Below are 8430 nucleotides of genomic sequence, written 5' to 3'. Positions count from 1 at the left end.
ATCGTGCCGGTCAACCGTGCCGGTCAGCCGTGCCGGTCAACCGTGCCGGTCAGCCCGCCGCGGCGGCGAGCGCCCGCGCGGTGAGCACCGTCGCCAGATGCGCCCGGTACTCCGCCGACCCGTGCAGGTCGGTGGGCGGTTCGGTGCCCTCCGCGGCCTGCGCGGCGGCCGTCCGGAACGCGTCCTCCGCGGCGGGGCCGCCCCTGACGGCGGTCTCCACCGCACTGGCGCGCACGGGCGCCGGGCCCATGTTGGTCAGCGCGACCCGCGCGTCCTCGATCCCGTCGCCGTTGCGGCGCACCGCGCACGCCACGCCGACGATCGCCCACGCCTGCGCCGTCCGGTGGAACTTCTCGTAGTGGACGCCCCAGCCCGCGCCCAGCTTGGGCACGCGCACGCCCACGAGCAGTTCGTCCGGCTCCATCGCCGACGTCATCCAGTCGACGAAGAACTCCGACGCGGGGATCTCCCGCTCGCCGCGCACGGACCGGACGAGGAACACCGCGTCCAGCGCCAGCGCGACCGCCGGGAGGTCGCCCGCCGGGTCGGCGTGCGCGAGCGACCCGCCGAACGTGCCGCGGTGCCGGACGGCCGGGTCGGCGACCGTCTCCGTCGTCTCCGCGATCAGCGGGACGTGCTCGCGCACCAGCGGATCGCGGATCACCTGGTGGTGCGTCGCCATCGCGCCGATCACGATGGCGTCGCCGTCGTCGCGGATCTCCCGGAGCCCGTCGATCCGGTCGAGGTCGATCAGCGCGTCCGGGATGGCGAGCCGCATCCGCAGCAGCGGCATCAGGCTCTGCCCGCCCGCCAGCACCTTCGCGTCCTCGCCCGCGTCGGACAGCGCCCTGACGGCGTCGTCCACCGAGGCGGGCCGCACGTAGTCGAACGTCGCGGGGATCACTGGTCACCTCCGGCCGAGCCCAGGCCGCCCGCCGCGCCCGGTTGCGCGGCGGCCGGTTCCGTTTCTCCGCGCAGCGCGCGCCAGACGCGCTCCGGCGTGCACGGCATCGCCACGTCGTGCACGCCGTGCGGGCGCAGCGCGTCCACGATCGCGTTGACGACCGCCGGGGTCGAGGCGATCGTGCCCGCCTCGCCGACGCCCTTGACGCCCATGGGGTTGGTCGTCGCGGGAGTCTCGGTGCGGTCGGTCGTGAACGTCGGCAGGTCCGCGGCCGACGGGATCAGGTAGTCGGCCATGGTCGTCGTCGTGAGGTTGCCCTCCGCGTCGTACACGGCCTCCTCGTAGAGGGCCTGGGCGATGCCCTGCGCGAGCCCGCCGTGGACCTGCCCCTCCACGATGAGCGGGTTGACGACCTTGCCGACGTCGTCCACCGCCACGTACTTGCGGATCTTCACCATGCCCGTCTCGGTGTCGACCTCCGCCGCGCAGAGGTGCGTGCCGTGCGGGAAGGAGAAGTTCTCCGGGTCGAACGTGGCGTCGGAGTCCAGCGAGGGTTCGATGCCGTCCGGCAGGTCGTGCGCGGCGAACGCGGCCAGCGCGACCTCCTGCAGCGTCTTGCCCTCGTCCTGGACGCCGCGGACGCTGAACCGCCCGCCGGTGAACTCGAGGTCCTGCTCGGACGCCTCCAGCAGGTGCGCCGCGACCTTCCGGGCCTTGTCGACGACCTTGTCGCAGGCGGAGAACAGCGCGACCCCGCCCACGGCCAGCGAGCGGGAACCGTAGGTGTCCATGCCTTTGTGCGAGATCGCCGTGTCGCCGTGCAGGACCTTCACGTCCTCGAACGGGACGCCGAGCCTGTCCGCGGTGATCTGCGCCCAGGCCGTCTCATGGCCCTGGCCGTGCGCGGACGAACCCGTGATCACTTCGACCTTGCCGGACGGCAGGACGCGCACCGCCGCGTGCTCCCAGCCGCCGGCGCCGTACGACAGCGAACCCAGCACGCGGGACGGCGCGAGCCCGCACATCTCCGTGAACGTGGACACCCCGATGCCGAGCTGCACCGGGTCCTGCCGCTCGCGCCGGTCGGCCTGCTCCGCGCGGAGCTTGTCGTACTCGAACAGCTCCAGGGCCTTGTCCGTCGCGGCCTCGTAGTTGCCGGAGTCGTAGGTGAGGCCCGCGATCGTCTCGTACGGGAACTCCTCGTGCCGGATCCAGTTGCGGCGCCGCACGTCGATGGGGTCCATGCCCAGCTCGTTCGCGAGCTCGTCCATGAGGCGCTCGATCGCGTAGGTGGCCTCGGGACGGCCCGCGCCCCGGTACGCGTCCGTGGGCGTCTTCGTCGTGAACACGCCCGTGCAGGTGAACGACAGCGCGTCCATCTTGTAGATGCCGTTGTACATGAACGCGCCCAGCAGCGGGATGCCGGGCGTGACCAGCATGAGGTACGCCCCCATGTCGGCCAGCAGGTCCACCTTCAGGCCGCGGATCCGGCCGTCGCGGTCGGCCGCGAGCGTGAGCCGCTGGATCTGGTCGCGTCCGTGGTGGACGGTCATGTTGCCTTCGCTGCGCGTCTCCGACCACTTGACCGGGCGGCCGAGCCTGCGGGCCAGCAGCAGCGCGATGACCTCCTCCCCGTACACCTGAAGCTTGGAACCGAAGCCGCCGCCGACGTCCGGTGCGACGACCCTGATCCGGTGCTCGGGGATGCCGGTGACCGTGGCCAGCATGAGCCGCAGGATGTGCGGGATCTGCGTGGCCGAGTACAGCGTGAACTCGTCGCCGTCGGGGACGCACAGGACCGACCTCGGCTCCATCGCCGTGGGGATCAGCCTCTGCTGGACGTAGCGGCGCTCGATGACGACCGGCGCGTCCCTCATCGCGGCGTCGAGATCCCCGTTCTCGAACACCCATGTGTAGGACTTGTTGGTCCCGAGGTCCTCATGGACGAGGTCGGCGCCCTCGGCCAGTGCCGCCTCCATGTCCACAACCGCGGACAGCGGCTCGTAGTCGACGTCGATCTCTTCCAAGGCGTCCACGGCCGCGGCCTTGTCGCGGGCCACGACGCAGGCGACCGGCTCGCCGACGTAGCGCACCTCGGTCACCGCCATGGGCGGGTGGTCGGGGTGCTTCATGTCCTCGGTCACGACCCAGGCGCACGGCAGCGACCCCTGCTCGTCGGCGAAGTCCTGACCGCTGAACACGGCGACCACGCCGGGGCTCTGCTTCGCGCGCGAGGTGTCGACGCCCGTGATCCGCGCGTGCGCGTGCGGGCTGCGCAGGAACGCCACGTGCAGCGTCCCCGCCGGGGTCATGTTGTCGGTCCAGCGGGTCCGCCCGGTGATGAGCCGGGCGTCCTCCGACCGCCTGCGCGGGCTGCCCACCTCCTGCACGGTCACGGCGTCACCTCCTGCCCGGCGGGCTCGCGCATCTCGCTCGCCGCCCGCCGCACCGCCTTGACGATGTTCTGGTAGCCGGTGCACCGGCAAAGGTTCCCTTCGAGCCCCTCCCGGACCTCCTCATCGGACGGGTCGGGGTTCTCGCGCAGCAGATCCAGCGACGCCATGATCATGCCGGGCGTGCAGTAGCCGCACTGGAGCGCGTGCTCCTCGTGGAAGGCCCGCTGCATGGGGTGCGGGGCGCCGTCGACGCCGAGGCCCTCGACGGTCGTCACGTCGCGGCCGTCCGCCTGGACGGCCAGCACGGAGCAGCTCTTCACGCTCATCCCGTCCATCAGGACGGTGCAGGCCCCGCAGTTGCTGGTGTCGCACCCGACCGGGGTCCCGACCTTCCCCAGCCGTTCGCGCAGATAGTGGACGAGAAGGAGGCGCGGCTCGACGTCGTCCTCGTACGTCGTTCCGTCGACCTCGACACGGATTCGTGGCATGCGTTTCTCCCAGGGACGTCTCGGGGTGGACATGGAAGAGACGTCCCCTGGGCGGGGCGCGCTGGTCAGGCCACGTCATCGGGGCCACCTCCGTGGAAGGCGACGGTACGAACCTATGCCGCGGTTGAATCCCGTACTAGCCCCTGACGTCGCCTATTTACCGACGTCTGGCCTAATCATGGCCCCTGCGCGCGAAGCAAAACCGACCAGGTTATCGGACCGACGATGCCGTCGTCAGCACGATCGCCGCGCCGCCGGACCGCCGCCTCCACCGCCCCGCCGACACGTGATCATCGGCCGGGGTGATCGGTTTGACAACGGGCGGTCACCGAGTGTCTTCTTGGGTGCGTGACTCTGCGCGCGTCGACCGACCGCCCCGTGGCCCTGCGCCGCGCGGCCAGCGCGCTGTGTCCTTCGTGTCGTCGCTGAACCCGCTCTGACCGGCCGACACACGTACACGAAGGACTTCCCCCATGGACCTCTCCGTGGTTCCCGATCTCACCATGCGCGGCCAGGACGACCCGCACGGCCGCGCGGCCGCCGTCCGCCCGCCGACCGCCGGGCAGCTCGCCGCCCGCGTCCGCGCGCTCGCCGCCCGCCCCGACGAGTGGTGGCGGCTCGTCCGGTTCGACGCCGACCGGCCGCGGGACGTCCCGCTGGACGGCGGGGCCTGGCTGACCACCTGGCCGCCCGGGCACGGGGGGACCGTGCACGGCGGCGTCAGCACCCTGGTCGCGGGCGAGCTGGCCGTCGTCGCGATGACCGAGCGCGGCGTCACCGAGCGGCCGCTGCGCGCCAACCGGGTCCGCGTCCACGCCGGCCCGCAGGCGCTCACGAACCCGGGGCCGGCCTTCGCGGTCAGCCTGCACGCCCGCTGAGCTCAGCGGGGCGCGTCGGCGAGGTAGCGGGCGGCGGCCTCGCGGCCGATCAGCGGGAGCAGCGCGAAGTAGGTCAGGGACGGCAGCAGCGACGGGAGCTCGTCGGCCTCGCCCGTCTCCATCTGCACGTGGATCGCGCTGTAGATGCCGCCGACGATCGCGTCCACCACGGCGACCGGGACGGGCGGCAGCGACGGGTCGGTGAGGAACGCGCGGAACCGGGCGAGGTTGTCCAGCCGCGCCTGCCGGACCTGCGGGCCCGCCGCGTTCACCTCCACCAGCGACACCCGGGCGAAGCGCGGCTCGCGGGCCAGGGCGGCGAGCAGCGTGCGCAGCGCCGCGTGGATGCCGTCGGGCCGGTCGGGGGCGGCCTCGTACGCCTGCGTCATGCGCCGCAGCAGGATGTCCATGCCGCGCTGGTAGGCGGCGAGGAAGCACTCGTCCAGATCGGTGAAGTGCGCGTAGAACGTCTTCTTCGTGACCCCGGCGCCCTCGGTGACGCGGCTGATCGTGGTGTGCGCGTAGCCGCGCTCGGAGGCGACCTGGACGAACGCGTCGATCAGCCGTTCGCGCTGGATGCCAGCGACGGTCTCGGGGGAGAGGCCGTGCCGTCCGGGCTTGATGGCGCGGCCCGGGTCGAGCGCCGAGCGGGACCCGGGCAGCACCTCCGTGCCGCCCGCCTCCGGCGTCCCGGTCTGCCCAGACATCGAACCCCATCCCGTAACGTGCCGTCGGAATCACAGTACTTCGCGCTCCGACGCGCCGGGAGGTCCGGTCAGCGCAGGTGGCGGCGGCGTCCGCGGGTCAGCACCCGGACGGTCCCGACGAGGCCGAGCCCGATCAGCACCGCGGGGGCCAGCACCGTGGCCGACAGGACGGGCTCGTCCGTCAGGCCCTCGGCGAGGAACAGCCCGGCGAGGGCGAGGAAGAACACTCCGGTCACCGGCCCCGCCGGGTCGAACCGGTACCGCTTGGTCGCGTCGTCGTTCACGTTCCGCCTCCTAGGCACGGTGCACGTCCACGTCTCCGACCTTGCCGCGGATCCGCAGCTCGATCACCGGCGGGTTCGCACCCGGCGTCTCCGGCTCCAGGACGCGGGTGACCTTCGCGTTCGGCCCGCTCGTCGTCCGGTGCTGGATGCGCAGGTCGCCGAGCGCGATCTTCGCGTCGACCATGACGCGGGCGGCGTCCGGGACCGTGACCGCGAGCCCGCCGAGGCCCACCTGCGCGTCGATCACGATGCGCTGCCCGGGGGCCATCGGGAGGGCGGTGAGGTCCAGGTCGCCCTGGCCGACGCCGACCTTGTAGGTCTGGTTCGTCTGGGACGCGTCGGTGGGGCGCCAGTCGATGTCCCCGTACTCGGCGTTGCGCGGCATGTCGCCCACCACGGTCGTCGTCAGCATGCTCAGGGTCAGCAGGGTGCCCGCCGTGGCGAGGCCGTGCGTGCGGAACCAGCCGCCGAGGACGAGGCCGAGCCCGACGACCGCGAGCGCGGGCGCCATGACGATCAGCCAGGAGTCGGGGGCCGGGTGGCCCTTCGCGACGGGGATCATCGCCGCGCCCGCGGCCATGGCCAGCAGCAGCGTGATCGCGGCCGCCGGCGACCGGCCGCCGCACCCGCCCTCGCGGGCCTTCCCGGGGGCCTTCCCGTGGGCCTTCTCGGCCGCCCGCGCCTCGCCGGCGGGGGCGTCGGCGCGGGTGGCGGAGTACACGGCGAGGTCGATCATGCCGCCGGGCAGCCCGCCGGCCGGCGGCTCCGCGGGCGGGTTCTTGGAGAGGGACACGCCCCCCACGGTGATGTCCTCCGTCCGCGTCCACGCGGCGGACGGCTCCGGCGGGTGCCCCGCCAGCCGCTCGGGGACCGACCGCGCCGCGGCCACCAGGTCCGCGCCCCGTGAGTGCGCGACGACCAGCACCAGCCCGAACACCACCATGACGGCGAGCGCGTCGGTGTAGGCGCCGCCGAACAGGGTCAGCGCGACGCCGACGCACAGCAGCGCGCCCAGGATCGACAGGACGGCCTGCGCGTCGAACCACCGCTTGAAGAACTGCTCCGCGAGCGACGACTCGCCGGGGGTCGCGGGCATCAGCAGCGCCGCCGCGATGTAGAGCAGGACGCCCTGCCCGTGCGCCAGCACGAGGATCGCGAAGCCCACGCGGAAGACCACGGGGTCGATTCCGGTGTAGCGGCCGAGGCCGGTGCACACCCCGGCGGCCAGCCGCCGGTCCGCGTCCCGCGTCAGCCGCTGGTAGCCCCTGTCCGTCCGCTCTCGCGTCTTCTGCTCGCCTTCCATGCCTGCCATCGTCGCCCGTCGCGGGGGCCGCGCGGTATCGGGGACGTCCCTGAACCGACCCTGAGCCCGGTTCCGGGGTACGTCCCTGATGCGGGACGGGCCGCGGCGTGTGACGATCGATGGCGTGGGAGAGCCGAGGAGGGGACGGCGGTGAGCCGGGAGATGGCCGAGCAGCCGGCCGCCGAGCCGAGCGAGGCGCGGGCGCCGCGGCTGGAGCGCTCGGCCGAGAGCAGGCTCGTGGCCGGTGTGTGCGGCGGCCTCGCCGACCACCTCGGCGTGGACGTGGTGCTCGTGCGGGCCGCGTTCGTGCTGCTGACGGTGGCGAGCGGGCTCGGCGTCGCCGCGTACGCCGCGTTCTGGATCCTCGTGCCCGCGCCGGAGAAGGCCCCGCCGGCCGCGCGGCGGCGCGGCCGCGACTGGGGCCAGCTGCTCGCCTACGTCGCGGTCACGCTGGGGCTCGCGGTACTGCCGTGGGGCGCCGCCGGGGTCGTGCAGTGGGCGCTGTGGCCGTTCGTCGTCGGCGCCGTCGGCGCCGCGATCCTGTGGCAGCAGGCCGACCGCGACCAGCGGCAGCGGTGGACGCTGCCGCTGCGCGAGCGCTGGCTGCGCAGCGTGCTCGGCCTGCTGCTGGTGGTGGGCGGCATCGGCGGCGTCGTGGTGCAGAACGTCGACGCCGACCAGGCGCGGTCCGTGATCATCGCGATGGCGATCATCCTGACCGGGGTCGCGGTGATCGTGACGCCCTGGGTGGTGCGTCTCTGGCAGGACCTGGACGCCGAGCGGCACGAGCGCATCCGCTCCCAGGAGCGCGCCGAGCTGGCCGCGCACATCCACGACTCGGTGCTGCACACGCTGACGCTGATCCAGCGGAATGCGCACGACACGCGGGAGGTGCAGCGGCTCGCCCGGTCCCAGGAGCGGACGCTGCGGACCTGGCTGTACCAGCCGCGCGCCGACCCCGACCAGACGTTCGCCGCCGCGATCAAGGAGGTCGCGGGGGAGGTCGAGGACGACCACGGCGTGCCGGTCGAGATCGTGTGCGTGGGCGACACCGCGCTGGACGAGCGGCTCGGCGCGGCGCTGCAGGCGGCGCGGGAGGCGATGGTGAACGCGGCGAAGTACTCGGAGGCGCCGTCGGTGTCGGTGTACGCGGAGGTGGAGAGCGACGAGGTCGCCGTCTTCATCCGCGACCGCGGCAAGGGATTCGACCTCGACCAGGTTCCGGAGGACCGGATGGGCGTGCGAGGGTCCATCATCGGACGTATGGAGCGCAACGGCGGCAAGGCGACCGTCCGCACCGCGCCGGGCGAGGGCACGGAGGTCCGCTTGGAGATCAAGAAATCATGAGCCGGGCGGTGCGGGGTCGTCCCCCCTCGAAGGAGCATGGTGTGAGCGGAGCGAGCCGGGGGGTGTGGGGGGTCGTCCCCCCTCGAAGGAGCATGGTGTGAGCGGAGCGAGCCGGGGGGTGTG

The 8430-nt window shown here is 73.2% G+C and carries 8 protein-coding genes; 2 read left to right on the top strand and 6 right to left on the bottom strand.

Annotation, left to right across the window (positions count from 1 at the left end; all coding sequences use genetic code 11):
* Window positions 1-49 precede the first annotated feature (49 nt).
* The 3 genes from ACIWVC_RS12745 to ACIWVC_RS12735 are packed head-to-tail and all read right to left on the bottom strand — an operon-like array spanning window position 50 to window position 3788.
* Window positions 50-904 (bottom strand): FAD binding domain-containing protein, encoded by an 855-nt coding sequence (locus ACIWVC_RS12745; protein ID WP_396446670.1) that lies wholly within the window; start codon window positions 902-904, stop codon window positions 50-52.
* The gene (locus ACIWVC_RS12740) at window positions 901-3300 is read right to left on the bottom strand and encodes a xanthine dehydrogenase family protein molybdopterin-binding subunit (protein ID WP_396446669.1); all 2400 of its coding nucleotides are present in this window, start codon (window positions 3298-3300) and stop codon (window positions 901-903) included. The genes ACIWVC_RS12745 and ACIWVC_RS12740 overlap by 4 nt, the downstream gene beginning before the upstream one ends.
* Window positions 3297-3788 (bottom strand): (2Fe-2S)-binding protein, encoded by a 492-nt coding sequence (locus tag ACIWVC_RS12735; RefSeq protein ID WP_396446668.1) that lies wholly within the window; start codon window positions 3786-3788, stop codon window positions 3297-3299. Before ACIWVC_RS12735 ends, ACIWVC_RS12740 begins: the two co-directional genes overlap by 4 nt.
* A gap of 473 nt (window positions 3789-4261) precedes the next feature.
* On the opposite strand from ACIWVC_RS12735, the gene ACIWVC_RS12730 reads away from it, so the two are divergent.
* On the top strand, window positions 4262-4666 hold the full coding sequence (locus ACIWVC_RS12730; RefSeq protein WP_396446667.1) for a cysteine dioxygenase: 405 nt from the start codon (window positions 4262-4264) through the stop codon (window positions 4664-4666).
* 2 nt (window positions 4667-4668) lie between these two features.
* Here the strand turns inward: ACIWVC_RS12730 and ACIWVC_RS12725 are convergent, their stop codons facing one another.
* From ACIWVC_RS12725 to ACIWVC_RS12715, 3 genes are all read right to left on the bottom strand, one after another.
* The gene (locus ACIWVC_RS12725; RefSeq protein WP_396446666.1) at window positions 4669-5373 is read right to left on the bottom strand and encodes a TetR/AcrR family transcriptional regulator; all 705 of its coding nucleotides are present in this window, start codon (window positions 5371-5373) and stop codon (window positions 4669-4671) included.
* A 68-nt stretch (window positions 5374-5441) separates the two neighbouring features.
* On the bottom strand, window positions 5442-5657 hold the full coding sequence (locus ACIWVC_RS12720; RefSeq protein ID WP_396446665.1) for a hypothetical protein: 216 nt from the start codon (window positions 5655-5657) through the stop codon (window positions 5442-5444).
* A 10-nt stretch (window positions 5658-5667) separates the two neighbouring features.
* Window positions 5668-6960, bottom strand: a complete 1293-nt coding sequence (locus ACIWVC_RS12715; protein ID WP_396446664.1) for a PspC domain-containing protein — start codon at window positions 6958-6960, stop codon at window positions 5668-5670.
* Between the two features lie 162 nt (window positions 6961-7122).
* Between ACIWVC_RS12715 and ACIWVC_RS12710 the strand changes: the two genes are divergently transcribed.
* A complete protein-coding gene (locus ACIWVC_RS12710; RefSeq protein ID WP_396446708.1) occupies window positions 7123-8307 on the top strand; it encodes a PspC domain-containing protein in 1185 nt (394 codons plus the stop codon).
* The last annotated feature ends 123 nt before the right edge of the window (window positions 8308-8430 follow it).

This window comes from Actinomadura sp., from assembly GCF_044508335.1.
Classification (GTDB): domain Bacteria; phylum Actinomycetota; class Actinomycetes; order Streptosporangiales; family Streptosporangiaceae; genus Spirillospora.
The sequence above is the reverse complement of the archived record's forward strand: the minus strand, read 5'-3'. Positions and strand labels throughout refer to the sequence as shown.